Source organism: Pseudomonas putida group bacterium ESBL64, assembly GCF_045277175.1.
Classification (GTDB): Bacteria; Pseudomonadota; Gammaproteobacteria; order Pseudomonadales; family Pseudomonadaceae; genus Aquipseudomonas; species Aquipseudomonas alloputida.
In genome coordinates this window covers 4,264,156-4,286,591 of the sequence record NZ_CP145799.1, presented here as the reverse complement: position 1 = coordinate 4,286,591, position 22,436 = coordinate 4,264,156, and the positions used below count along the sequence as shown (strand labels likewise).

Sequence of the window (22,436 nt, the reverse complement as noted above, 5' to 3'; positions counted from 1 at the left end):
CCCCTTTCACGTGCGCTCAGGAGGGCAGCGCAAAGAATGTGCGCATCAACGAATCATCCTCCGTGCCCAGCCGCATCGCCAGTGCCTGGCGATCGAACAGCTTGCCTGTGCGCATATCACGCACTGCCTTCCCGCTTGGCGCCTGCGCCAGCGCCTTCAGGCACACCTCGGTAAAGCGATAATTGTGCCCTTGAACGGCCGCCACCTTTTCCACTTGCAGGTAGCGCCCGGGCATCATCAAAGACTCCGCCTCATCCGGTCGCCTTGAGAAGGGCCCGATAGGCGTCGCCTGCATATCCTCGCCCGGCTCCAACACATAAACCAACGCGTTTTCATCAAAAACATCCCTGCCACTGATTTGAGCCTGCGGGTCGTTGAAAACCTCCCAGAGGGCATAGGGGTTTTCAGTGAATGACGTGAAGTCGGTGGTCACCAGCACGTCACCCACTTCAACGGCGCCCTCACCAACTGCCTGAAAACCCGTGCCCCGCAGGCTGGAGGCAGCCCGATACAGCCTCACTTGATTAGTCACGCCGATTTGCCCAAGTGCGTGAGAAAGCGCATGGCTGCGCTGGATATGCGCGGCGCGCGTGCCCTCTAGCGGCATACCCCGCCACAGGTTGTTGTAACGCTCCGGCGAGCTGGTGTACTCGGCAATGGCGGGCGAGCCAAAGCCGTGCTCATCGCGAAAGACGGGGTAGGGTTCACTGAAGGCATCCAGATACTCGCCATTGGGCCCCAAGGCATCGAGATCAGCCCACGGTACCGCGCCCAACAGAGCTTGCTGGCGGGCCAGCGCCTGATCCGACAACGCCAGCAATTCATCCGCCGCCGGGGCCATGTAAAGCCCCCAGTCGACCTTGGCGGCAGAGGCTTGCGCCTGACCAGCCACCCGCGGGGGGACGTGACCATCGGTAAACAGCTCGCTGGCTCGCAGCATGGCTATATCAAGCAGGATGAACAGGATATCCGTCAGTACTGACCACCATGCTGCTGTGCGCCAGCCCTGCTTGCCATTGATTGCCCGGTCCAGATGCAGCGCCAGGCTGGCGGTGCCTAGACCGAGCGATGCCAATATCACTGGCCAGCCAAATGGCGCCATCGGTGCTATCACGAAGCTCGCCGCTTGCACGCCCGCCAGCCACTCGGCCTTTCGCAGCTGGGCATTGGTGGTCAGCCGTTCATGAGCGTCGCGGGTCAGATCATCCATCACCGCATCACGTAGACGAACGAACAGGTCCCCTTCAATGGACTGCCCCAAGATGGCGGTGTCACCTCGCGACTGAGCGAGCAACTTGAAGTAATTGCGTAGTCGCGGGCGTAGCGACTGCGCCAGTACCCCGTCCCCGACGAACAGCCTGACCAGCCGCTCTCGCCCCACCGTCGTGGCGGCCTGGTCAGCCATCCACTCCTGAAACGCATGACGATCGTCGAACACCTGCACCACAGCCTGAACATCGGCAAGATAGAGGCACAACCTGCCAGTCTTCAGCTTGCGCAAGAACATCAGCTTGGCGCTGATACTGCCAATGACAAGCGTGTTCCACCCAGATTGAGCACTCGCTTGCCGGGCGAGTCGCAAGGCTTTTACGGTAGTCGGCAGTGCGGGTGCAGCGAGCGTCACCCCCATTAGCTCCTGGCGCTCATGTTCGCTCAACCCAGATTGGCCCACAGCAGCCATGAAGCGGGCACGAGCCAGCACACAGTAGTCTTCGCCATGCCGTGCCCGAAACGTGCTCAGCGCCTCGGTGTAGCGCCCTGCAAAGTCCAACCGCCAGAACGCCGTCAGTACTTGCTGAGGGTCGAGCCGCACTTCGTTGCGCTCGTCGTAAACTGCGTGGCTGGCATCCACCCGGTAGAAGCCACCATAAATACTCAACTCGTCAGCACTGGCCTGCTGCTGCGGGCTGAATCGCTGGATGACCAGTTCGGTAAGGCTCAAAGAGCGTCGTGGCGGCCCACTGTGGCGCCAGCCGGTGAAGCTCAACGAACTGCTGGCCGCCGACTGGAACTCGTGCCAATAGAGCCCGTCCGGATCCAGCCAGTACCCCAGTTGGCGGCGAAGCACATGGCCCGCCGCCTGGCGCGCCAAACTGTGCAAATCAGGAAATTGCCCGAGCAGGCGCTGGGCCACCTGGGCGAGAGAAATGGTTTCTTTGACATTCATGTCACTTGGCTGCCTGACAGTGGGCAAACCATTACAGCCGCAAGCCGCAGCGACGATGCGGTATCGCTTTACAGCCTGCGTCGGCCTCAGGTTAGAATCGATTGGCACGCGACCTGCTAGCTTTTGCTGGAAAATGCGCTACCACGTCCCTTCCCCGCTGTCTCGGAGTACCTGCCTTTGGATGCAAGCACCATCAACAGCCTGTTCCTGATCGGCGCATTGCTGGTGGGTGCAAGTATCCTGGTCAGCTCGCTATCGTCGCGCCTGGGCATCCCTATTCTGGTCATCATCCTCGCCGTCGGCATGGTCGCCGGTGTCGATGGTGGCGGCATCATCTTCAACAATTACCCAACCGCCTACCTGGTGGGCAACCTGGCACTGGCCGTCATCCTGCTTGACGGTGGCCTGCGTACGCGGGTGGCAAGCTTCCGCGTGGCGCTGTGGCCGGCGCTGTCGCTGGCCACGGTCGGGGTGATGATCACCACCGCCCTCACCGGCCTGGTTGCCGCCTGGCTGTTCAACCTGAGCCTGATTCAGGGTTTGCTGATCGGTGCGATCGTCGGCTCCACCGACGCCGCTGCAGTGTTCTCGCTGCTCGGCGGCAAAGGCCTGAACGAGCGGGTTACGGCTACCCTCGAGATCGAGTCGGGCAGCAACGACCCGATGGCGGTGTTCCTCACTGTCACCTTGATCGACATGATCGCCAGCGGCCAGACCGGGCTGCACTGGGGCCTGCTGGGCCACTTGTTGCGTGAGTTCGGTATCGGCGGGCTGCTGGGCTTGGGCGGTGGCTGGCTGATGCTGCAACTGGTCAACCGCATCAACCTGGCCGGCGGCCTTTACCCCATTCTGGTAGTGGCCGGCGGCCTGGTGGTGTTCTCGCTGACCAACGCCCTGCATGGTAGTGGCTTCCTCGCCGTTTACCTGTGCGGCCTGGTGCTGGGCAACAAGCCTATCCGCAGCCGCCACGGCATCCTGCACATGCTCGACGGCATGGCCTGGCTGGCGCAGATCGGCATGTTCCTGGTGCTGGGGTTGCTGGTCACGCCGCACGACCTACTGCCCATCGCCCTGCCGGCACTGGGCCTGGCGCTGTGGATGATCCTGGTGGCGCGGCCACTGTCGGTGGTCGCGGCCCTGCTGCCGTTCAAGGCTTTTCACGGCCGCGAAAAGGGCTTCATTTCGTGGGTCGGCCTGCGCGGCGCGGTACCGATCATTCTGGCGGTGTTCCCGCTGATGGCGGGCCTGCCAGACGCCCAGCTGTTCTTCAACCTGGCGTTCTTCATCGTGCTGGTGTCACTGCTGGTGCAGGGCACCAGCCTGCCGTGGATGGCCAAGCTGCTGAAAGTGACCGTACCGCCAGACCCGGCGCCGATTTCCCGCTCCGCCCTGGAAGTGCACATCACCAGCGAGTGGGAAATGTTCGTCTACCGCCTGGGCGCCGAAAAGTGGTGCATCGGTGCCGCCCTGCGCGAGCTGAAAATGCCCGAAGGCACACGGATTGCCGCGCTGTTCCGTGGCGAGCAACTGCTGCACCCGTCGGGCAGCACCGTGCTGGAAGTGGGCGACATGCTCTGCGTGATCGGCCACGAGCACAACCTGCCGGCCCTCGGCAAATTGTTCAGCCAAGCGCCACAGCGTGGCCTGGACCTGCGTTTCTTCGGCGACTTCGTGCTCGAAGGCGATGCCGAACTGGGGGCGGTGGCAGCGTTGTATGGCCTGAAGCTCGATGGCCTCGACGCGAAAATGCCGCTGGCGCAGTTCATCCGACAGAAGGTCGGAGGCGCTCCAGTAGTGGGGGACCAGGTCGAATGGCATGGCACGATCTGGACCGTGGCGACCATGGACGGGAACAAGATCCAGAAAGTAGGCGTCAGATTCCCCGAAGGAACGCGACCCGGACCAGGATTGTTCCTCTAAACTTCGTTTCAGCCGGATCCACAAGTAGTCTGCCTATGTCCCTGCGCGTGTACCTTCGCACAACCCTGCTCGGGTTGTGCCTGTCCCTTTCTTTTGCCGCTAGCGCGGCAGAAGCCCCGACCACCGCCAGTATCCAGAACAGCCTCGACAAGATCGCCGAGCGCAAGCTGCCCGAGGCAGACCAGAAGGCGCTGCAGCAGGTGCTCGAACAAACGTTGAGCCTGCTTGCTGCCAAGGAAGACAACGAAAAGAAACTGGCTGCACTCAAGCAGCAGCTGAGCAGTGCCCCCAAGGAGACCAGCGACAGCCAGAAGGAGTTGGCCAGGCTCAAGGAAACCAAGGCACAACCGGTGGCACAGCGCTACGCCAACCTCACCGTGCCACAGCTTGAACAGATGCTCAGCGAACGCAACACGCTGCAGGGCGAGCTGCAAAAGGCGTTGTCTGAAGCCAACAGCCTGATCATCAACTCGCAAACCCGCCCCGAGCGTGCCCAGGCGGAGATCAGCAGCAGCCAGACCCGCACCCAGCAGATCAACAACATACTCAAAACCGGCAAGGACGGTGGCAAAGCCATCAATGCCGACCAGCGCAATCAGCTCAACGCCGAGTTGGCTTCGCTCAACGCGCTGACCCTGCTGCGCCGCCAGGAACTGGCCGGCAACAGCCTGCTGCAAGACCTCGGCAATGCGCGTCACGACCTGCTGGTCGAGCGCGCTGCGCGCCTGGAGCAGGAAATCCAGGACCTGCAGACGCTGATCAACGCCAAACGCCTGGCCCAGTCCCAGGAAGCCGTCACCCAGCAGTCGATTGAGGCTCAGAAGGCTGGTGGCAGCAGCCTGCTGGCCACTGAAAGCGCGATCAACCTCAAGCTTTCCGACTACCTGCTCAAGAGCACCGACCGCCTTAACGAACTGACCCAGCAGAACCTGCGCACCAAGCAGCAACTCGACAGCCTGACCCAGGCCGACCAGGCGCTTGACGAGCAGATCAACGTGCTCAAGGGAAGCCTGCTGCTGTCGAAGATTCTCTACAAGCAGAAGCAGACCCTGCCGCACCTGAAGGTCGACCGCGACCTGGCCGACCAGATCGCCGACACCCGCCTGTACCAGTTCGAAGTCAACCAGCAGCGCGAGCAGATGAGCAGCCCGGTCACCTACGTCGACAAGCTGCTGGCGGCGCAACCGCAGGAAGATGTGACCCCGCAGCTGCGCAAGGCACTGCTGGAAGTGGCCATCACCCGCAGCGACCTGTTGGAGCGGCTGAACCGCGAGTTGTCGGCGCTGCTCAACGAATCGATCACCCTGCAGCTCAACCAGAAGCAGCTGCTGGGCACCGCGCAGAGCCTGCGCACCACCCTCGACGAGCAAATGTTCTGGATCCCCAGCAACAAGCCGCTGGACTGGGACTGGCTGCAATACGTGCCGGAGCGCCTGGCCGACCAGGTCGCCAACCTGCCGTGGGGCTCCAGCCTGAAAGAGCTGGCCGATGGCCTGAGCCAGCGCCCGTTGCTGTTCCTGCCGCTGCTGTTGGTGATCGGCGCGCTGTTGTGGCGGCGCAAATACCTTTACCAACGATTAGGCAAAGTGCACCAGGATATCGGCCACTTCCGCCGTGACAGCCAATGGCACACGCCCCAGGCAATCCTAATCAACATTCTGCTGGCGATGCCGGTCAGCCTTGGTCTGGCGCTGTGCAGCTACGCCCTGCAGATCGACGCCCGCGGGCAGAATGCCAACCTGGGCGCCGCACTCTGGCAGCTGGCCCAGGCCTGGCTGGTGTTCTATACCGCCTACCGTATCCTCGCACCCGGTGGCGTGGCGGAAGTCCACTTCCGCTGGCACAAACCGCAGGTCGAGTTCCTGCGCGGCTGGGTTCGCCGCCTGGGCACCGTTGTGCTGGCACTGGTCGGCGTGGTGGCGGTGGCCGAGCACCAGCCTTCGGCATTGGCAGACGACGTGTTGGGCATCGGCGTGGTGCTGACCTGCTATGCGCTGATGGCCTGGCTGCTCAGCCGCCTGCTGCTCAGCAGCCCGGCACACCGTGACACCTCGCTGTTCCGCAGGGCGGTGGGGGTAGCGTTCACCGCCCTGCCCATCGCCCTGTTCGTCGCCGTGTGCTTCGGCTACTACTACACGGCACTGAAGCTTACCGACCGACTCATCTACACCCTGTACCTGCTGCTGTTCTGGCTGGTGATCGAGGCCGCCTTCGTGCGCGGCCTGTCGGTGGCTGCACGACGCCTGGCCTACCAGCGTGCGTTGACCAAGCGTGCGGCAGCCAAGGAAGGGCTGGATGGCGAAGTCATCACCGAAGAGCCAACGCTGGATATCGAACAGGTCAACCAGCAGTCGCTGCGCCTGATCCGCCTGGCCCTGCTCGGCGGCTTCATCGCCGGCCTGTACTGGGTGTGGGCCGACCTGATCTCGGTGTTCGCCTACCTCAACAATTTCGTCCTCTACGAATACACCAGCGGCACCGGCGCCGCCGCCAGCATGGTACCGATCAGCCTCGGCGACCTGCTCGGCGCGCTGGTGATCGTCGGCATCACTTTCGCCCTGGCCGGCAACTTGCCAGGCTTGCTGGAAGTACTGGTGCTGTCTCGCCTGAACCTGGCCCAGGGCAGTGCCTACGCCACCACCACGCTGTTGTCGTACACCATCGTCGGCATCGGCATCGTCAGCACCCTGTCGACCCTGGGGGTGAGCTGGGACAAGCTGCAATGGCTGGTGGCTGCGCTGTCAGTAGGGCTGGGCTTCGGCATGCAGGAAATCTTCGCCAACTTCATCTCCGGCATCATGATCCTGTTCGAGCGCCCGGTACGGATTGGCGACACCATCACCATCGGCAACCTGTCGGGCACGGTAAGCAAGATCCGCATCCGTGCCACCACCATCACCGACTTCGACCGCAAGGACATCATCGTCCCCAACAAGACCTTCATCACTGGCCAACTGATCAACTGGTCGCTGACCGATACGGTCACCCGGGTGACGCTGAAGCTGGGCATCGACTATGGCTCAGACCTCGACCTGGTGCGCGACCTGCTGCTCAAGGGCGCGCATGAGAACCCACGCGTGCTCAAGGATCCGGAACCGATCGTGTACTTCCTCAACTTCGGCGAGAGCTCGCTGGACCACGAACTGCGCATGCACGTGCGTGACCTGGGCGACCGCAACCCGACGCTGGACGAGATCAACCGCTACATCAACCGCGAGTTCAAGGCCCACAACATCAAGATCTCGGTACGCCAGGTAGAGGTATTCCTGATGGACGCCAAGGGCAGCAAACAGCAATTGATTCCGATGGAACAGCCAAAATCGGATGGCACTGCTTCGGCCTGAATAGGCTCGAATACTTTATTGTGTGCAAAATGGCTGCGAGGGCTTCGCCCTCGTTCGCGGGTAAACCCGCTCCTACATCGGGCGCTGGCCGCTGTGGGAGCGGGTTCACCCGCGAAAGGCCGCCAAGCGGCCCCATTGGCACCGATTCCAAGGAGCAGTCCCGTGAAAGCCCTCGACCAACTCACCTTCGACAACCGCTTCGCCCGCCTGGGCGATGCGTTCTCCACCCAGGTGCTGCCCGAGCCCATTGCAGACCCGCGCCTGGTGGTAGCGAGCGAGTCGGCCATGGCCTTGCTCGACCTCGACCCCGCCCAGGCCGAGCTGCCGGTGTTCGCCGAACTGTTCAGCGGCCACAAACTGTGGGAAGAGGCCGACCCTCGGGCGATGGTTTATTCCGGCCACCAGTTCGGCTCGTACAACCCACGTCTGGGCGACGGCCGTGGCCTGCTACTGGCCGAAGTGCTCAACGACGCAGGCGAACACTGGGACCTGCACCTCAAGGGCGCCGGCCAGACACCCTACTCCCGCATGGGTGACGGCCGCGCCGTGCTGCGCTCGTCGATTCGCGAGTTCCTCGCCTCCGAAGCCCTGCACGCTCTGGGCATCGCTACCAGCCGGGCACTGTGCGTGATCGGTTCCAGCACCCCGGTGTGGCGCGAAACCCGTGAAAGCGCGGCCATGCTGACGCGCCTGGCGCAGAGCCATGTGCGTTTCGGTCATTTCGAGTACTTCTACTACACCAAGCAGCCCGAGCAGCAGCGCGTGTTGATCGACCATGTGCTGGAACAGCACTATCCCGAATGCCGTGACGCCGAGCAGCCTTACCTGGCCATGTTCCGCACCATCGTCGAGCGCAATGCCGAACTGATCGCCCGCTGGCAGGCGTATGGCTTCTGCCACGGCGTGATGAACACCGATAACATGTCGATCCTCGGCATCACCTTCGATTTTGGCCCCTATGCGTTCCTGGATGACTTCGACGCCAACTTCATCTGCAACCACTCCGACGATCGAGGCCGCTACAGCTACGCCAACCAAGTGCCCATCGCCCACTGGAACCTCAGCGCGCTGGCCCAGGCACTGACCACCGTGATCGAAGTTGAGCCACTGAAGGAAGCGTTGGGCCTGTTCCTGCCGCTGTACCAGGCCCATTACCTGGACCTGATGCGCCGGCGCCTGGGGCTGACCAACGCCGAAGATGATGACATGGCGCTGGTCGAGCGCCTGCTGCAGTGCATGCAACGCGGTGGCGTGGACTACAGCCTGTTCTTCCGCAAACTGGGTGAGCAGCCGGTGGCCGAGGCGCTGAAGGCAGTGCGCGATGACTTTATCGACCTGGCCGGCTTCGATGCCTGGGGCGCAGACTACCTGGCCCGCTGTGGGCGTGAACCCGGCAATGCCGAAGGCCGCCGTGAGCGGATGCATGCGGTAAACCCGCTGTACGTGCTGCGCAACTACCTGGCGCAGAAAGCCATCGAAGCGGCCGAGGCGGGGGATTACAGTGAAGTTCGACGGCTGCACCAAGTCCTGACCAGGCCGTTCGAGGAACAGCCCGGGATGCAGGCCTACGCCGAGCGACCGCCGGAGTGGGGCAAGCACCTGGAAATCAGCTGCTCTTCCTGATTAGCGCCGAATCCTGAGCGGTTTTACCGGCGAAGCCGGTGCCATGCACCGCGTCGCATTCTTCGCGGGTGAACCCGCTCCTACAGGGAACCGCGATAGACCTACTGGAGATGAAATGACCGACCCACTGGTAATCCCCTGCCCCCACTGCAACGGCCTCAACCGCCTGCCCGCCGAGCGCCTGGGCGATGCGCCGAAATGCGGTCGCTGCAAACAGGACGTGCTGTTGAGCACCCCTTTCGAGCTCACCGAAGCCAGCTATGCCAGCCAGATCAAAGGCGACCTGCCGCTGCTGGTCGACATCTGGGCCAACTGGTGCGGCCCGTGCAAGTCATTTGCCCCCACCTTCGAAGAGGCCGCCCGGAAGCTTGCAGGCCGCTGCCGCCTGGCCAAGCTCGACAGCGAAGCCAACCGTAACCTCGCAGGGCAACTGGGCATACGCTCGATCCCCAGCCTGCTGCTGTTCAAGAACGGCCGCGAAGTCAGCCGGCAGGCCGGGGCGTTTCCACTCCAGTCCCTGCTGGAGTGGCTGCGTAACCACGGGGTTTAAGCATTCTCCTCAAGCAGCGAATGCAACTCGACAAACTGCAGAGTCAGCTTGTGCCGCGGCTCCAGGTGAATCAGCGGCAGGCTGGCGTGGTGCGATTCGCGCATTTTCACCGAGCTGCCCAAGTACACCGGCAGCACCGGTAACCCTTCGGCCAGCAGTTCGTCGAGCATCTGCTGTGGCAGGCTGGCACGTGACTGGAACTGGTTGACCACGATGCCTTCGACCACCAGGTCTTCGTTGTGGTCTTCCTTGAGGTCTTCGATCTCGGCCAGCAGGCCATACAGGGCCTGGCGCGAAAAGCTGTCGCAGTCGAAGGGGATCAGCACGCGATCGGCAGCGATCAGCGCAGAAACCGCATAGAAATTAAGCGCCGGCGGGGTATCGATGTAAATACGCTCGTAATCCTCGTCCAGCTCGTCGAGCAACTTGCGCAGCTTGTTGATCTTGTGTTTTGCCTCCAGCTTTGGCTGCAGGTCGGCCAGCTCGGCAGTGGCGGTGACCACATGCAGGTTGTCGAATGGGGTTTCGTAGATATCGACCTTGTTCTTCTTGCTGAACGGCCCGCTGGAAAGGCTTTGCTTGAAGAAGTCGGCGATGCCCATGGGGATGTCCTCGCCGGTCAGGCCGGTGAGGTATTGGGTCGAGTTCGCCTGGGCATCCAGGTCGATCAACAAGGTCCGGTAGCCTTCATTGGCACTGACCGCCGCCAGGTTGCAGGCAATGCTCGACTTGCCCACGCCACCTTTCTGATTGAACACCACGCGCCGCATGATTGACCTCCGTGTATCAACGAATGCCCGAGTATGTGGCGGCAGTGGGGCAATGACCAGTGCCAATTGACCGGCATCACGACTGACCGACCACCTGCCCTGTCAACAACTCGGCAAATGCCTTGGCCATGACCGAATGGCCGCGCTCACGCTGCACCAGCCACACCGCCGACATCGCCTCTTCATCGAGCAAGGTGCGGTACACCACACCTTCTATACGCATGCGCTGGAACGACGCCGGCAGCACCGACACCCCCAGCCCCGCCGAGACCAGGCCGATGATGGTCATCGCTTCCCCTGCCTCTTGCGCAAAATGGGGGCTGAAACCCGCATGCCGCGCCAGGCTCAGCAATTGTGCATGCAAGCCGCTGCCATAACTGCGCGGGAAGAACACGAAGGGCTCAGGGGCCAACGCCGCCATGTAGACGCCTTGCTCAGTGCCCTCAGCCAGCGGATGCGAAGCATTGATCACCGCCACCAACGGTTCTCGGAACAACTCGGTGGCCACCAACCCCTCCGGCAGCGGCATCGGCCGCATCAACCCCACCTCGATGGACTCGTCGAATACCCCTTCGGCAACATCACGGCTGCTCATTTCCTTGAGGTTCAGGTGCACCGCCGGAAAGCGCTGACGGAAAGCATGAATGGCCTTGGGGATTTTCGAGGTGAACGGGGCCGAGGAAGTGAAACCGATTTTCATCTCGCCCAGCTCGCCCAACTGCGCACGCCGGGCTACATCCGCGGCCTTCTCCACCTGCGCCAATACCTGGCGCGCTTCCTCGAGGAACAATCGCCCGGCCTCGCTCAGTTCGACACGACGATTGGTACGGTCGAACAACCGGGCCCCCAACTCCTGCTCCAGAGCCTGGATCTGCTGACTCAAGGGCGGCTGGGAAATACCCAGCTGCTGGGCGGCGCGGCCAAAGTGCAGCTCTTCGGCCACAGCAATGAAGTAACGCAGATGACGCAATTCCATGATCCGCTCCAAACAAGTCGCCAAACATCTCAAATAGGTCGAACAATATATTGGATCTAATCGTTAGCCAGCTATATGCTTTTTTTCATTGCGCCAGAGGTACCCGCCCGTGAAAACTGCAGTAGCCCCCCTCCTCCTTGAGCCACAACCTGCCATCCTGACCGAAATGTGGATCGAAAAAGGCACACCCGCTTTCATGAAAACCGTGCTGGCCTTGTTCAGCGGCGGTTTCGCCACCTTCGCCTTGCTGTACTGCGTACAGCCAATGATGCCTCTGCTATCCAACGAGTTTTCCATCAACGCGGCGCAGAGCAGCCTGGTACTGTCGGTGTCCACCGCCATGCTGGCGTTCGGCCTGCTGATCACCGGCCCCATTTCTGACCGCATAGGGCGCAAACCCGTGATGGTGTTCGCGCTGGTCTGCGCCGCCCTGTCCACCTTGGCCAGCGCAGTGATGCCCAGCTGGGAGCTGGTACTGGCCACCCGCGCCTTGGTCGGCCTGTCGCTGAGCGGCCTGGCGGCAGTGGCGATGACCTATCTGAGCGAAGAGATTCACCCGCAACACATTGGCCTGGCCATGGGCCTGTACATCGGCGGCAACGCGATTGGCGGCATGAGCGGGCGGCTCATCACTGGCGTACTGATCGACTTCGTCAGCTGGCACACGGCGATGCTGACCATTGGCGGCCTGGCCCTGGTGGCCGCGCTGGTGTTCTGGAAGGTGCTGCCGGAATCACGCAATTTCCGCGCACAGACGATGAACCCACGCAGCCTGCTGGACGGTTTTGTCATGCACTTCAAAGATGCAGGCCTGCCCTGGCTGTTTCTTGAAGCCTTCTTGCTGATGGGCGCCTTCGTCACCCTGTTCAACTACATCGGCTACCGCCTGCTGGCCGAGCCCTACCACATGAACCAGGCGCTGGTCGGCTTGCTGTCGGTGGTTTACCTGTCGGGTATCTACAGTTCGGCACAGGTCGGCGCGCTGGCGGACAAACTGGGCCGGCGCAAGGTGTTCTGGGCCAGTATCGTGGTAATGGCAGGTGGCTTGCTGATGACACTGGCCAGTCCGCTGGTGATGGTGATCCTGGGCATGCTGGTGTTCACCTTCGGCTTCTTTGGTGCGCACTCGGTGGCCAGCAGCTGGATCGGCCGCCGGGCGCTGAAGGCCAAGGGGCAGGCGTCGTCGCTGTACCTGTTCTGCTACTACGCTGGCTCCAGCGTGGCCGGTACGGCGGGCGGGGTGTTCTGGCACCAGTGGGGCTGGAACGGGATCGGGCTGTTCATTGGCAGCTTGCTGGCGGTGGCATTGCTGGTGGCGTTGCACCTGAGCAAGTTACCACCCAAATCGGTGTGAGGCATTCGCGGGCATGCCCGCGAACAAGCCCTTGGATTAGTTGATGATCTCAACCATATCCACATCAACCTCGCGGCTCATCAGGTGTTTCTCCACCTCACCGGTCAGCTTGACCTTGGTCTTTTCGTTGAACGGCGTCGGCGGCAAGTCTTCATCATCAATTTCTACGCTGATGGTGCCGGTGTTGTCCTTGAATTCGTACTTGTCGTCGTTGTTGATCTTCTTGGTCACGAAGCCCTGCAGCACCACCGGAGTGTCATCGGCGGCATCGTTGGCCGTGGCAACGGTGGTAACCGGCTGGGCACCGGGGCCGGTATAGCCCGCAGCCAAGGCGGCAGTGCTGAACAGCGGGGCAAGGATCAGGGCGAGGTAGCGAGCTTTCATGGTGGCAGGTCCTGTTTCGTTTTCGATGGGAACAGCCTACCCAAGCTGGCTGAAGCGAATCTTAATCGGCTCAGACTCCATCCAGCTCCAGTGCCAGCTGCGCTTGCAACTGTTCGCCGCTCACCTGCAACTGCAAACTGCGGAACTGCACGCCATCACGTTCCAGCGCGTGCAGCCAAACCAGCAGTTTCGCAGGCTCGCCCTCCAGGCTGACGTCCACCTGAGCGGCACGCGTCTGCAGCCCGGTGATTCGCAGCCCAGCAACCAGCGCTCGCTCATTCAGCCCGGCGGGCGTCAGTGCCTGCACAGCGTCCAAGGCCATGGCCGGGCCTGCCGAAACCCTCTGCAGGTGCCCGGCCAGCTCCAGGGCTCGCGCATGATCAAGCTCGGCCTGCTGCAAGCGCTGCTTGCCGGGGCTCCAGGCAACTTGCCAGAGAACGACCAAGGCCAGGCTCCAGAGAGTGGCCACAATCACTCCCCGCCGGGCGCCGGGTATCGATTGCCATTGGCGTAGCCAGGCCTGCCCAAACCACCGCATCATCGAGCCCCCAGCCAAGTCAGGGTCGCCCGCACGCCTTGCCCGGCCTGGCGCGCCTGGTCCATCAGCACCGCAGGCGCCTGTTGACGCAAGCGCTCAAGGTCAGCGAACCCTTGCGCTACCACCTCCATGCGCCACCCTTCGGTGGGGCTGAACACAGCCCGTTCAACGGTGATGTTCCCGGCTTCAACCAACCGCTCGCTGAATACTGCCAGTTCGTCGACAGTGGTCACTGCCTGGGGACGGAACTCCAGCGCCCTGACCTGCGCAACCAGGTTGCCAGTGACAGGCTGCCCAGGCGCCCAGCGCTGAAATACCTGAACGTTCTCGGCATCCAGCTGTGCCGTGCGTTGCATCAACCACGCGATGCGCAGATGATCCGCCAGGCACACCATTGCCAATGCCAGCAGCACCCCGCCCGCCAAGGCGGGCCAAGGCAAGGCCGATCCGCGTCTCCGGAATGCCCCCTGGCGCAGGTCCAGGGCCGTGGCTCGCCCTTGCACCAGGGTGTGGACGGCGCTATCGACAGTTTGGTTGCAGAGCGCCTCCCCTGCATGAGCAAGCTCAGCCTGCCATGCCATCGGCGGCAACTGCTGCGCCAGGACCTCGGCGGCCTGCGGACTGGCGACCAGACATAGGCCATTCGGGCCGCCCAGCAGCCAGCGGCCCTCGAACCACAATGCGCAGGGCTGCCCGGCCCCCAGCAAGTCGGCATCGGCGTAGATGCCAAGCGGGTCGATACCCTGGGCTTGCAGCAGCGCCACCAGGTTGGCCATGACCTGAAGCTCTATCACCAACGCGCGGCGATACCCTTGTGTACAGGGCGGACCAAACACCAAGTGCAACGTTTCCAGCGGCGCTGCCAACTGATCCTCGGCGGCGTACGCCAGTGTTTCCGGTTTCGGCCGTTTACCCGGTACAGGGCCGATCTCACAGCTGCCCAGCATTTCCATGGGCACCACCACGATCACTGGGCCGGACAGGGTCGAGGCCAGCTCACCCAGGCGCGCCTTGCTCAGGTTGCCGTCCCCCGAACGCAACCACACCGGCCACTGCGCATCAGCTGCCGCAATGCCTTCGGGCAACAGGTACAACCAGTTCTCACTCATCTGCACTTCGCTCCCGCCTTGCCGAAAACACACGCCGCACCACACGAACCTGGTGCGTGTTCAAATCGATCTCCAGATCGCTGTACAAGTACATGCGCCGACCTGCCAGCTCCGCCTGTACCTCCAGGCGAAACCAGCGGCTGCTCACTGCCAGCCCACGCCTGTCCAGGCCCTGGCCCTCCAGCTGGGGCTGGGCAAGAAAGCGCTCCACGGTGGGGTATCCCGCCTCGGGGCGCGTCCTTGCGAGCTCCGCGGCTACCGTCGGTGACAGCTCGGCGAACGCCGCCAGCAAGCGCGCCGGGGCCGTATTGATGTTGAGCCGCGCCTCCTTGGGCAATACCACCACCCACGGCTGCAACCGCGTCATCACCTCGGCGGTGACCCCCGGCAATGCGCGCAACTGCGTTGGGTCGAGCATCGGCTGGCCAACGAGCCCGTCCAATGCCGGTGGCTCCAGCTGCAATGAATGGCACAGGCGTTCCCAGCGTTCGAGCAGCAACGGGTCGGGTGCCTTTCCGGCCATCAGGGCTCCCAGGTTCAGCCGACCCGAAAGGTCTTCCAACTGCAGGCTTACCTGCCCTTGATCGAGGTTCAACACCCGGGGCTGGGCCCAGGCTTGCCGATCATGGGTGACCTGCAATACCTCGCCCAGCTCGCGGCGCAGGGTCACCAGACCCTGCTGCTCGCCTGCCTGGGCCAGGCGCATTAAACGCGTACCCTCGATCTGCCGGGTAACCCCGCCAACCAACAGTTGATGGCTGTGCAACATGCCGGCTACCAGCATCGTGAGCAGCGCCATGACCAGCAGCACGGTAACCAATGCGAGCCCCCTTTGCCGTTGCCACCTCACTGGCTGGTGCCCCCCAGTGGCAGTACCCGCCGAACCTGCTCAAACCGCTTGGTCGACAGCGTCACCTCCAGCGCCTGTGGGGGCACCGGCCGCCGCTGGGTCATGGGCCAGCGTGCCTGCCAGCCGCTTCCGGGCACATGCACCCGCCAATGCAGCTCGCTTACACCTTCGAGCAAGCGCTGCGGCCGAGGCTGGTCTTGCCCCTGCGTGCGCCGTTGACGCCACAGCACGCCTTCCTCGAGCCAATACTCGACAACCCTCAACTCGCTGCGCTTGAGCGCCTGGTTGTCTTGCTCCCTGGCCAACCAATGCGCCCGTGCGCCGTGCAGCAGTACACCGTAACCGCCCTTGCCGAGACTCGCAGGCTGATAACCCAGCAGGGCATCGCGTTGCATCAGGCTCATGGCCCTGCCCAACGCTCGCAGCTCATTGGCCTGCATCTGACGTGCGCTTTCGGCACGCATGAACACATCGAGCACGCGTGCGCTGCCCACCGCCAGCGAGGCAAAGATGGCGATCGCCAGCAGCAGCTCGATCAAGGTGAAGCCCCGCTGACCGGTCAACCTGCCTGGCCTAGCGTGGCGCATCGACCAGCCCCAACCACCCCGTAGCCTGGTGCAGTACTTGGCGGTCCGAAGCAAGGCCTACCCGTACGTGTACTTCCAGCAGGGCACCCTCACCCAGGCGGCGGCGGGTTTCCTGCAGGGTCCAGCGACGCTGGCCGAACATGACATCCAGGGTGCGCTCGCCAGGACCCGGTGCAGGTTGCAGGCGCATCTCCATCAAGTGGTTGTCCGCGACCCAGCTGGCAAGCAAGCGCTTCTCAAGCCCCTGCGATTGCACCAGCACATGCTGGCTGGCCGAGGTAACCGCCACGGCCAGTACCGCGAAGATCACCAACGCCACCAACACTTCCAGCAAGGTGAAGCCGCGTTCAGCGCAGGAAACTGGGGTCATTGATGCCATCACTCGACACAGAAACAAGGCGTACATCGTTCACCCCGAAATGAAGGGCAAACGGCGTGTGCTCGTCGTTGCCATACATCACCAGTTGCGGTGCCCTCCCAGGCACACCGGGAGGCACCGGAACCCCATCGATCTCCACGTGCAGGTCCAGGTCGATATCTCGATGCTTGCCCGCAATCTCCCAGCGGTGTCCGGCGGCTCTAAGCAGTTGATAGCCCCGGGCATCAATGCGGATACCCAGTGCCAATCCTTCCAGCACCGCCTGGTGCCGCGCGTGCTGTACCAACTGGAAAAAAAGGCTGGCTTCCTGATTGGCCATACGTTGCGGGTCACGCCCGAACATGACCCCTGCCATGCTCATCACGATGCCCAGCAGCAGCATGACCAGCAGCAGCTCCAGCAGCGTAAAGCCTTGAGAGCGGCGCTGTTTCATTCAGGCCAGTTACCGATATCGGCATCCATCTCCTCGCCACCCGGCTGACCATCGGCCCCCAGGGAGTAAAGGTCATAGCCTTGGGCCGAACGGGTGCCTGGGCTTGCAAACCGGTAAGGCGAGCCCCAGGGGTCGATGGGTGTGCTCTTGAGATAGCCTTGGGCACTCCATTGACGCGGGAGTGGCGCTACGGTTGGTCGTGTCACCAAGGCTTCCAGGCCTTGCGAGGTGGTCGGGTAGCGGCCGTTATCCAGACGGTAGATTTCCAACGCGGTAGAGATCGACTGGATATCGGTGCGGGCTGCAGTCAGCTTGGCATGGTCAGGGCGGCTCATCACGTTGGGCAGCACCAGCGCACCAAGCACCCCAAGAATGATCACCACCACCATGATTTCGATGAGGGTGAAGCCGCGTTGCGCGCGGCGTGCTGAACGTATGGACATATCAGTTGACCAGTTGGTTGAGGTTGAGAATCGGCAGCAGGATCGCGAGCACGATGAACAGCACGATGCCGCCCATCACCAGCAGCATCAGTGGCTCGCACAGGCTCACCAGCAACGAGATGCGCCCCGCCAGTTGCTTGGCCTGAAGATCTGCGGCACGTTCAAGCATGGTGTCCAGCTCACCGGCGCGTTCGCCACTGGCGATCATGTGCAGCATCAGCGGCGGCAAGGTGTCGCTACGTGCCAGGCAATTGGCCAGCGAGCAGCCCTCGCCCAGCTCGCGGGCGGCCTGCAGCAAACGCTCGCGCAGGATCTGGTTGCCGATCACCGCTGCGCCGATGTTCATTGCCTCGACCAGGGCTACCCCGCTGCGCCCCAGGATTGCCAAGGTACTGATGAACCGTGCCGCTTCACTGGCGCGGACAAACTCGCCATAGCCCGGCAGGCGCAGTGAAAAGCCATGCCATTGCCTGCGCAGTGCCGGCTGGCGAAGTGCCCAGGCAACCAGCGCAGCGGCTACCACCAACAGCGCCAGCGCTGCCAAGCCGTAATGTTGGGTGGCATCGCTCAGGGCGATCAGCACTTGCGTTGCCAGCGGCAGCTGCGCCTGGTCGCGCGAAAAGGCTTGCACCACATCGGGCACCACATAACCGAGCAGAAACCCCACCACCAGTAACGAAACAACCAGGAGGATCACCGGGTAAACCATGGCCAGCTGTACTTTCTGGCGCAGGGCCTGCTGGTTCTCGCCATGCTCGGCCAAGCGCTCGAGTACACCCGCCAGGTGGCCGGAGCGTTCGGCGGCGGCCACGGTGGCCCGGTAAACCATGGGGAACGCCTGAGGGTAGTGCGCCAGAGCCTGGGCCAGGGCGAGGCCTTCGGCAACCCGCTCAACAACACCTCCCAGCACCAGCCGTACCTGGCGCTGGGTGCTCTGGCCGGCGACTGCCTGCAAGGCCTCGATCAACGGCACCCCGGCATGCAGCAGCGTCGCCAACTGGCGGGTCAGCAACGAGCGTTGGGCCAGGCTCATGCCTTTACCTGTGCGCCAGCCGGCCATTGGCGATGTCCCTACGGGGGCCAGCTTCAGCACCAGCAAGCCTTGCTCGCGCAAGGTTTGCCGGGCCTGACGCGCCCCCGGTGCCTCCAGCGTTCCTCGCTGGCGCGCCCCCTGCGCATCCTGGGCCTGGTAGCGGAACATCGGCATGTCAGCCCTGCCCCGTCACACGCAGCAGCTCTGCCAGGCTGGTCTGCCCCAGGCAGACACGCTGGACGCCATGCTGGAACAGGCTTGGTGTGGCCGCGCGGATCACTTCGGACATGTCAGCCAGGTTCGCACGGGCGTGGATCGCCTGGGCCAATGCGGGCGTCACCACCACCATCTCGTGCAAGGCCAGGCGCCCGCTGTAACCCTGCAGGCATTCGCTACAGCCCTGCGCTTCGTAGAGCTGCGACGGCAACCCGGCGGGGTGGCCCAAAGCGCTGGCCGTGGCCTCGTCCACCTCATAGACGACCTTGCAGTGGTCGCAGAGCCGCCGCACCAGGCGCTGGGCCATCACCCCGGCCAGCGATGAGGCAAGCAAACAGGTGTCGATACCCATGTCGGCAAGGCGCGTGATGGCCCCCAGCGCACTATTGGTATGCAGGGTGGACAGCACCAGGTGGCCGGTCAGCGAGGCCTGCACCGCGATGTCCGCAGTCTCCCGGTCACGGATTTCGCCCACCATGACCACGTCCGGGTCCTGACGCAGGATGGCGCGCAGGCCACGGGCGAAGGTCATGTCGACCTTGGTGTTCACCTGGGTCTGGCCGATGCCGGGCAGGTGATACTCGATCGGGTCCTCGACGGTGAGGATATTGCGGGATACCTGGTTTAGGTATGACAGCGCGGTATACAGCGTCGTGGTCTTGCCGGACCCGGTGGGCCCGGTGACCAGAAAAATGCCGTGCGGTTTTTCCAGCATGTGCATGAAGCCAGCTCGCACCGAGCTGGGCATCTGCATGTGGTCGATGTCGAGGCGTACTGCCTGCTTGTCCAGCAAGCGCAGCACGACCCGCTCGCCATGGGCGGCAGGCAAGGTCGACACCCGCACGTCCACTTCATGGCCGGCAAGACGCAGGCTGATCCGGCCATCCTGGGGCACGCGCTTTTCGGCGATATCCAGGCGCGCCATGACCTTGATGCGCGAAACCAGCAGGGCAGAAAGTCCCCGCGGCGGCGTCAGTACTTCGCGCATGACGCCGTCGATGCGCATGCGCACGCGCAGCTGCTGCTCGAAGGTTTCCAGGTGGATATCCGAGGCCCGCGATCTCACCGCCTCGCTGAACAAAGCGTTGAGCAAGCGAATGATCGGCGCGTCGTCTTGTTGCTCAAGCAGGTCGCAGGTCTGCGGCAAGGCTTCGGCCAACCGCGACAGGTCGATTTCCTGGTCAAGGCCCTGGACCACCGCCTGCGCGGCATCTTGGCCTGGACCGTAGCATTGGGCCAGGCGCTCGGCAAAGTGGGCGTCGCTCACGCGACGCAGAGGCCAGGTACTGCCCACTCGCCTGCAGGCCTCAGCCATGGCGGCCAGTGAAGCGCCTTCACGCATCAGCAAAGCAGGCTCGGCTGCCTGGCGGTCGAGCAGGATGCCGTGACGTCGGGCAAAGCTGAACGGCAGGGCGATGCTCATGGGCGCGGCCGGTGCGCGTCAGGCAGACGCCGCGTATCGAACATCCGCCGGGCATCTTCCGGCAAGGTCGAATCATCCGCATTGCGCAACCCTTCGTAGGCACGCCCCCCCGCCTCGACCCGCTCGGCCTGGCTGCGCAAGATGGTCGGACGCAGGAACACCATAAGGTTGGTTTTTTCCTGGGTGTCGCTGCGCCACCGGAACAAGCCACCCACCCAGGGAATACGGCTGAGCAGCGGCACGCCGCGCTCCACCTGGCGCACGCTGTCCTTGATCAGGCCACCAATCACGATGATCTCGCCATCGGAGGCCAGGATGGTGCTCTTGAGCGTGCGCTTGTTGGTGATCAGATCATTCTCGGCCGCGCTGGGCGCAATTTCCGAGCTTTCCTGCTCGACCTCGAGGCGCAGGCTGTTGCCTTCGTTGATGTGCGGGCGCACCTTCAGGCTGATACCGATGTCCTTGCGCTCGACCGTGGTGAAGGGGTTTTCCGAACCACTGCCGGGGGTCACGTAAGAGCCTGTCTTGAACGGCACGTTCTGCCCAACCAGGATCTGCGCCTCCTGGTTATCCAGCGTCAGCAGGCTAGGCGTGGACAACAGATTGCTGCGGCTGTTGCTGGCCAAAGCCGATACCAGGGCGGCAAAACGATCAGAGCCGATGGCCAGGGCGGCGCCCCCCGGCAGTTTGGCCTCTTTGCCCAGCAGGTCGGCCAATGTAGCGCCGCTTTCGCTGTAGGTAATGCCACCTTTGAGGCCACCCTTGTCCATGCCCCATTGCACGCCCAGTGCCTCCTCGATGCTGCCGCTGACTTCAACGATTGCCGCATGAATAAGCACCTGCGCCCGCGGCTGGTCCAGTTGCAGGATGATCTGTTCCACACTGGCCAACGTCTGCGGCTCGCCCAGCAGCACCAGCGCGTTCTGGCTGGCATCGGCCTTGACGATGGCCTCGCCGGTAATGTCGACGCCCGGAGTGTTTGTGCCCTGCGTGCCATCCAGGCGTTTGCCCACCTCGCCCAGCACTTCGGCAAGCTGCTCGGCATTGCTGTGTTGCAGGCGCACCACCCGCCAGTTCTGCGAGGTAGCGGGTGCTGGTACATCCAGCGAGCGTGTCAGTTGCGCCATGCGTTGCCTGGACTTGGCCGGGCCAAGGATCAGCAGGCGGTTACCGCCCGTATCAACCAGCACCCGCACGCCGCTGTCGGGCCCTCCGGCGGCTGCTTCGACCACCGGGAACACCGCATCGGCCCGGGCTTGGCGCAAGCTCACCAGCTCATGGTCATGCCGCTGGCCGCTGTCGAGTTGCAGAACCAGGTGCTCCAGGCGATCAAGGTTGGCTGCGGAGTCGGTCACCACCAAGGCATTGGCCGAACTGGACGGCCCGATGTAGCCACTGCTGGAAACCAACGGCCGTAACAGCCCGGCCAGGTCAGCAGCCACACTGCCCGACAGGTTGAAAACACGCGTCGTGAACGCTGCCGGTATCGCCTCCACCTGCTGGTTGGCCCAGGCCTTGGCCTCACTGGCCGGCAGCACCAGCAAACGGTCGCCGTCGTTCACAGCGGCAAAGCCCTGGGCATTGAGCACCGAGTAGAACAGCCGGCGGATCCCTTCGCGGTCCAGCGCTTCGCTGGAAAGGACTGTGATACGGCCTTGCACGCGCGGGTCGAGGATGATCGTCTGGTCAAGGATCGCGCCCACTTCGCGTACCACCTCGCGTACATCGGCATCGCTCATCGCCAGCTGCCAGGTGGGCGCCTCGGCCAGCGCCAGGGAACAGTTCAGGGTAAGACAGGCGCCGAACGAGGCGACGCGCAGATATCGCTTGAGAGTCATTGCACCTCCCGCAACAGGCGGGATGAAGGGGCGGGAGTGTGGTGCGGGCGAACGGCAGCACCTGCAGGCAGGAACACGGTTGGAGCGGGCGCGGACATCGACACGACTTCCTCGCGGCCTCCGGACCACAACACGATGGAACGCACATCGATGTGGCGCAGCACGCCGCGGCCCGGTATGCGGTCACCGACGCGGTAGATAGCCTCACCGCCATGGCTTTTCACCAAGGCGCGAGCCTCGCCCTGGCTGGAAACAAAACTGGCCTTGAGGGCGACATCCGCTTGGCCCGACTGCTGCGGGCGCGTTGCCTGGAAGCCGAACGCCAACGCCACGGTGGCCGCCGGCAACGGTTTTGCCGGCAGCTGGGGTGTCTCCACCGGCACTGCCGGAACCACCGGCGGGGCAGCGACGGGATAAGTCCTTTCCCGCCATGCCAGCCAGGCAAGCGTTGCCACCACGCACGCCAGCCAGATCAAATGCGAAGTGCGCTTCATCCGGG

20 protein-coding genes are annotated in these 22,436 nt (G+C 63.3%); 5 read left to right on the top strand and 15 right to left on the bottom strand.

Annotated elements, in window-relative coordinates; translation table 11 throughout:
• Positions 1-16: 16 nt before the first annotated feature.
• A complete protein-coding gene (locus V6093_RS19520; RefSeq protein ID WP_406669586.1) occupies positions 17-2,167 on the bottom strand; it encodes a dermonecrotic toxin domain-containing protein in 2,151 nt (716 codons plus the stop codon).
• A 177-nt stretch (positions 2,168-2,344) separates the two neighbouring features.
• Here V6093_RS19520 and V6093_RS19515 point away from each other — a divergent pair, with 177 nt between their 5' ends.
• The 4 genes from V6093_RS19515 to trxC all read left to right on the top strand — a co-directional run bounded on the left by V6093_RS19515 (position 2,345) and on the right by trxC (position 9,604).
• Complete coding sequence (locus V6093_RS19515; RefSeq protein WP_003249176.1) at positions 2,345-4,087, top strand: potassium/proton antiporter; 1,743 nt, start codon at positions 2,345-2,347, stop codon at positions 4,085-4,087.
• Positions 4,088-4,122: 35 nt separating this feature from the next.
• Positions 4,123-7,431 (top strand): mechanosensitive channel MscK, encoded by a 3,309-nt coding sequence (gene mscK, locus V6093_RS19510; protein WP_047603599.1) that lies wholly within the window; start codon positions 4,123-4,125, stop codon positions 7,429-7,431.
• A gap of 162 nt (positions 7,432-7,593) precedes the next feature.
• Positions 7,594-9,054, top strand: coding sequence for a protein adenylyltransferase SelO (selO, locus tag V6093_RS19505; RefSeq protein WP_014859118.1), 1,461 nt, complete (start codon positions 7,594-7,596; stop codon positions 9,052-9,054).
• Between the two features lie 115 nt (positions 9,055-9,169).
• On the top strand, positions 9,170-9,604 hold the full coding sequence (gene trxC, locus V6093_RS19500) for a thioredoxin TrxC (protein ID WP_406669585.1): 435 nt from the start codon (positions 9,170-9,172) through the stop codon (positions 9,602-9,604).
• Here the strand turns inward: trxC and V6093_RS19495 are convergent.
• On the bottom strand, positions 9,601-10,374 hold the full coding sequence (locus V6093_RS19495; RefSeq protein ID WP_003249168.1) for a ParA family protein: 774 nt from the start codon (positions 10,372-10,374) through the stop codon (positions 9,601-9,603). The two genes, trxC and V6093_RS19495, sit on opposite strands and share 4 nt — an antisense overlap.
• 76 nt (positions 10,375-10,450) lie before the next feature.
• Complete coding sequence (locus tag V6093_RS19490) at positions 10,451-11,350, bottom strand: LysR family transcriptional regulator (RefSeq protein ID WP_143999834.1); 900 nt, start codon at positions 11,348-11,350, stop codon at positions 10,451-10,453.
• Positions 11,351-11,516: 166 nt separating this feature from the next.
• On the opposite strand from V6093_RS19490, the gene V6093_RS19485 reads away from it, so the two are divergent.
• Positions 11,517-12,704 (top strand): MFS transporter, encoded by a 1,188-nt coding sequence (locus V6093_RS19485; RefSeq protein ID WP_218643496.1) that lies wholly within the window; start codon positions 11,517-11,519, stop codon positions 12,702-12,704.
• A 36-nt stretch (positions 12,705-12,740) separates the two neighbouring features.
• On the opposite strand, the gene V6093_RS19480 is transcribed toward V6093_RS19485, so the two are convergent.
• The 12 genes from V6093_RS19480 to V6093_RS19425 form a co-directional block, all read right to left on the bottom strand.
• On the bottom strand, positions 12,741-13,088 hold the full coding sequence (locus tag V6093_RS19480; RefSeq protein WP_014754709.1) for a NirD/YgiW/YdeI family stress tolerance protein: 348 nt from the start codon (positions 13,086-13,088) through the stop codon (positions 12,741-12,743).
• Positions 13,089-13,158: 70 nt separating this feature from the next.
• Positions 13,159-13,557: a hypothetical protein gene (locus tag V6093_RS19475; RefSeq protein ID WP_406669584.1), complete on the bottom strand. Its 399-nt coding sequence runs from the start codon at positions 13,555-13,557 to the stop codon at positions 13,159-13,161.
• 68 nt (positions 13,558-13,625) lie between these two features.
• Positions 13,626-14,735, bottom strand: coding sequence for a type II secretion system protein GspL (gspL, locus tag V6093_RS19470; protein ID WP_406669583.1), 1,110 nt, complete (start codon positions 14,733-14,735; stop codon positions 13,626-13,628).
• Positions 14,728-15,546 (bottom strand): general secretion pathway protein GspK, encoded by an 819-nt coding sequence (locus tag V6093_RS19465; protein WP_223817425.1) that lies wholly within the window; start codon positions 15,544-15,546, stop codon positions 14,728-14,730. The genes gspL and V6093_RS19465 overlap by 8 nt, the downstream gene beginning before the upstream one ends.
• Positions 15,547-15,581: 35 nt before the next feature.
• A complete protein-coding gene (locus V6093_RS19460; RefSeq protein ID WP_047603608.1) occupies positions 15,582-16,172 on the bottom strand; it encodes a type II secretion system protein GspJ in 591 nt (196 codons plus the stop codon).
• The gene (gene gspI, locus V6093_RS19455) at positions 16,159-16,542 is read right to left on the bottom strand and encodes a type II secretion system minor pseudopilin GspI (RefSeq protein ID WP_014754714.1); all 384 of its coding nucleotides are present in this window, start codon (positions 16,540-16,542) and stop codon (positions 16,159-16,161) included. Before gspI ends, V6093_RS19460 begins: the two co-directional genes overlap by 14 nt.
• On the bottom strand, positions 16,520-16,984 hold the full coding sequence (locus tag V6093_RS19450; protein WP_047603610.1) for a prepilin-type N-terminal cleavage/methylation domain-containing protein: 465 nt from the start codon (positions 16,982-16,984) through the stop codon (positions 16,520-16,522). The genes gspI and V6093_RS19450 overlap by 23 nt, the downstream gene beginning before the upstream one ends.
• Positions 16,981-17,427 carry a type II secretion system major pseudopilin GspG gene (gene gspG, locus V6093_RS19445; RefSeq protein WP_047603612.1) on the bottom strand — a complete coding sequence of 149 codons (447 nt, stop codon included), beginning with the start codon at positions 17,425-17,427 and terminating at the stop codon, positions 16,981-16,983. Before gspG ends, V6093_RS19450 begins: the two co-directional genes overlap by 4 nt.
• A gap of 1 nt (position 17,428) precedes the next feature.
• Complete coding sequence (gene gspF / locus V6093_RS19440) at positions 17,429-18,634, bottom strand: type II secretion system inner membrane protein GspF (protein WP_047603614.1); 1,206 nt, start codon at positions 18,632-18,634, stop codon at positions 17,429-17,431.
• A 1-nt stretch (position 18,635) separates the two neighbouring features.
• Positions 18,636-20,099, bottom strand: coding sequence for a type II secretion system ATPase GspE (gspE, locus tag V6093_RS19435; RefSeq protein WP_047603617.1), 1,464 nt, complete (start codon positions 20,097-20,099; stop codon positions 18,636-18,638).
• Positions 20,096-21,937, bottom strand: coding sequence for a type II secretion system secretin GspD (gene gspD, locus V6093_RS19430; RefSeq protein WP_047603619.1), 1,842 nt, complete (start codon positions 21,935-21,937; stop codon positions 20,096-20,098). The genes gspE and gspD overlap by 4 nt, the downstream gene beginning before the upstream one ends.
• A complete protein-coding gene (locus tag V6093_RS19425; RefSeq protein ID WP_406669582.1) occupies positions 21,934-22,431 on the bottom strand; it encodes a protein XcpP in 498 nt (165 codons plus the stop codon). Before V6093_RS19425 ends, gspD begins: the two co-directional genes overlap by 4 nt.
• Positions 22,432-22,436 lie beyond the last annotated feature (5 nt).

Coding starts and splice junctions, on each gene's coding strand:
- V6093_RS19520 (WP_406669586.1), bottom strand. CDS start 2,167: ATGAATGTCAAAGAAACCATTTCTCTCGCCCAGGTGGCCCAGCGCCTG.
- mscK (WP_047603599.1), top strand. CDS start 4,123: ATGTCCCTGCGCGTGTACCTTCGCACAACCCTGCTCGGGTTGTGCCTG.
- trxC (WP_406669585.1), top strand. CDS start 9,170: ATGACCGACCCACTGGTAATCCCCTGCCCCCACTGCAACGGCCTCAAC.
- V6093_RS19495 (WP_003249168.1), bottom strand. CDS start 10,374: ATGCGGCGCGTGGTGTTCAATCAGAAAGGTGGCGTGGGCAAGTCGAGC.
- V6093_RS19490 (WP_143999834.1), bottom strand. CDS start 11,350: ATGGAATTGCGTCATCTGCGTTACTTCATTGCTGTGGCCGAAGAGCTG.
- V6093_RS19485 (WP_218643496.1), top strand. CDS start 11,517: ATGTGGATCGAAAAAGGCACACCCGCTTTCATGAAAACCGTGCTGGCC.
- V6093_RS19480 (WP_014754709.1), bottom strand. CDS start 13,088: ATGAAAGCTCGCTACCTCGCCCTGATCCTTGCCCCGCTGTTCAGCACT.
- gspL (WP_406669583.1), bottom strand. CDS start 14,735: ATGAGTGAGAACTGGTTGTACCTGTTGCCCGAAGGCATTGCGGCAGCT.
- V6093_RS19460 (WP_047603608.1), bottom strand. CDS start 16,172: ATGCGCCACGCTAGGCCAGGCAGGTTGACCGGTCAGCGGGGCTTCACC.
- gspI (WP_014754714.1), bottom strand. CDS start 16,542: ATGACCCCAGTTTCCTGCGCTGAACGCGGCTTCACCTTGCTGGAAGTG.
- V6093_RS19450 (WP_047603610.1), bottom strand. CDS start 16,984: ATGAAACAGCGCCGCTCTCAAGGCTTTACGCTGCTGGAGCTGCTGCTG.
- gspG (WP_047603612.1), bottom strand. CDS start 17,427: ATGTCCATACGTTCAGCACGCCGCGCGCAACGCGGCTTCACCCTCATC.
- gspF (WP_047603614.1), bottom strand. CDS start 18,634: ATGCCGATGTTCCGCTACCAGGCCCAGGATGCGCAGGGGGCGCGCCAG.
- gspE (WP_047603617.1), bottom strand. CDS start 20,099: ATGAGCATCGCCCTGCCGTTCAGCTTTGCCCGACGTCACGGCATCCTG.
- gspD (WP_047603619.1), bottom strand. CDS start 21,937: ATGACTCTCAAGCGATATCTGCGCGTCGCCTCGTTCGGCGCCTGTCTT.
- V6093_RS19425 (WP_406669582.1), bottom strand. CDS start 22,431: ATGAAGCGCACTTCGCATTTGATCTGGCTGGCGTGCGTGGTGGCAACG.